The organism is Mesorhizobium sp. M4A.F.Ca.ET.020.02.1.1, assembly GCF_004022645.1.
Lineage (GTDB): Bacteria > Pseudomonadota > Alphaproteobacteria > Rhizobiales > Rhizobiaceae > Mesorhizobium.
The window spans coordinates 1-1,597 of the sequence record NZ_RZOI01001033.1; the positions used below are offsets into that span (position 1 = coordinate 1).

Annotated in this window: 2 protein-coding genes; both read left to right on the top strand. The window is 63.8% G+C overall.

Annotated features, from left to right (window positions below):
* Positions 1–61 precede the first annotated feature (61 nt).
* Positions 62–775, top strand: coding sequence for a DNA-3-methyladenine glycosylase I (locus tag EN742_RS34490; RefSeq protein WP_127406852.1), 714 nt, complete (start codon positions 62–64; stop codon positions 773–775).
* A 127-nt stretch (positions 776–902) separates the two neighbouring features.
* The coding region (locus tag EN742_RS34495) for a nitrilase-related carbon-nitrogen hydrolase (protein ID WP_281035041.1) at positions 903–1,597 on the top strand (695 nt) is incomplete at its 3' end.

Consider the following 1,597-nt stretch of genomic DNA (forward strand, 5'->3'; position numbering starts at 1 on the left):
GAGGTAGAGGCTGCCGGTTCGAACGGGAAGTGGTAGATTGACGCGACTTGCGAGGAACCAAATGGCTGACTTTCAAAGAATCCGCGCCCGTGCGGCAAAGCGCAAGGGCGGCGAAGCGGCGCTGGCGTCGCTGCTCGGGCCGCTGCCGGACAATAAGGCCGTGGCTAAGGTCACGGATGACCGCATCCTGTCGACGATGGCCGAGCGGATTTTCGCCGCCGGTTTCGTCTGGCGCGTCATCGAACAGAAGTGGCCGGGTTTCGAGGAGGCGTTCCTCGGTTTCGAGCCGAAGCGCTTGCTGTTCCAGCCCGACGATTTCTGGCATGAACTCGCCTCCGACAAGCGCATCGTGCGCAATCCGCAGAAGATCAAGGCCGTCCGCGACAACGCCGCCTTCGTCGAGCGCGTGTCGAAGGAGCATGGCGGCTTCGGCAAATTCCTCGCCGCCTGGCCGGCCGACGACCAGGTCGGGCTGACGGCCTATCTCGGCAAGCACGGCAGCCGGCTGGGCGGCAACACCGGCCAGTACTTCCTGCGCTGGCTGGAGTGGGACACCTTCGTCGTCTCGGCCGACATGGCGGCGGCACTTCGCGATGCCGGCATCGACATCGCCGAGAACCCGACCTCGAAGCGGGACCTCGACAAGATCCAGGCGCAGATCAATCAATGGTCGGCTGAAACCGGCCTGCCGCGCCGGCACATCTCGCGCATCCTGGCGCTGTCGATCGGCGAGAACCGCTCCGTGGAAGCGCTGAGCGAGTATATGAACGACTAGGCTTGGGTCGGCGAAATCTCGCGGTCGAAATCGATCGATCGGGATACGATCAACATCCGTCGATCGATCCTATTTGGTACAAGCAATCGCCATTGCCCGGCGATTTCGGCCACGCTAAACCCACTGCATGACCAAGAAGCCCGACATCCTGCGCATCGCCATCGCCCAGCTCAACCCGACCGTCGGTGACGTCGCCGGCAATCTTGCCAAGGCGCGCGAGGCGAGGGCGGATGCGGCCCGGCAGGGCGCCGATCTCGTGCTCTACACCGAGCTCTTCCTCGCCGGCTATCCGCCGGAAGACCTGGTGCTGAAGCCCGCTTTTCTGAAGGCTTGTGAAAAGGCCGCGGAAGATTTCGCCAAGGACACTGCGGATGGCGGTCCCGGCGTCATCATCGGCACGCCCTTGAAGCGCAAGAGCGGCACGCACAATTCGATCATCGTCGCCGATGGCGGCAAGATCCTGGCCGAACGCTACAAGCTCGACCTGCCGAACTATGGGGAGTTCGACGAAAAGCGCGTCTTCCAGGCCGGGCCGGAACTGCAGGGGCCGGTCAACTTCCGCGGCGTGCGCATCGGCATTCCGATCTGCGAGGACATCTGGGGCGAGGTCGCCGTCTGCGAGACGCTGGCCGAAAGCGGCGCCGAGATCCTGCTGGTGCCGAACGGCTCACCCTACTATCGCGCCAAGATCGACGTCCGCCATCAGGTCGTCATCCGCCAGGTCATCGAAACCGGCCTGCCGATGATCTACGCCAACCAACTGGGCGGCCAGGACGAGCTGATCTTCGACGGCGCTTCTTTCGCAATCGGCGCGGACAAGAC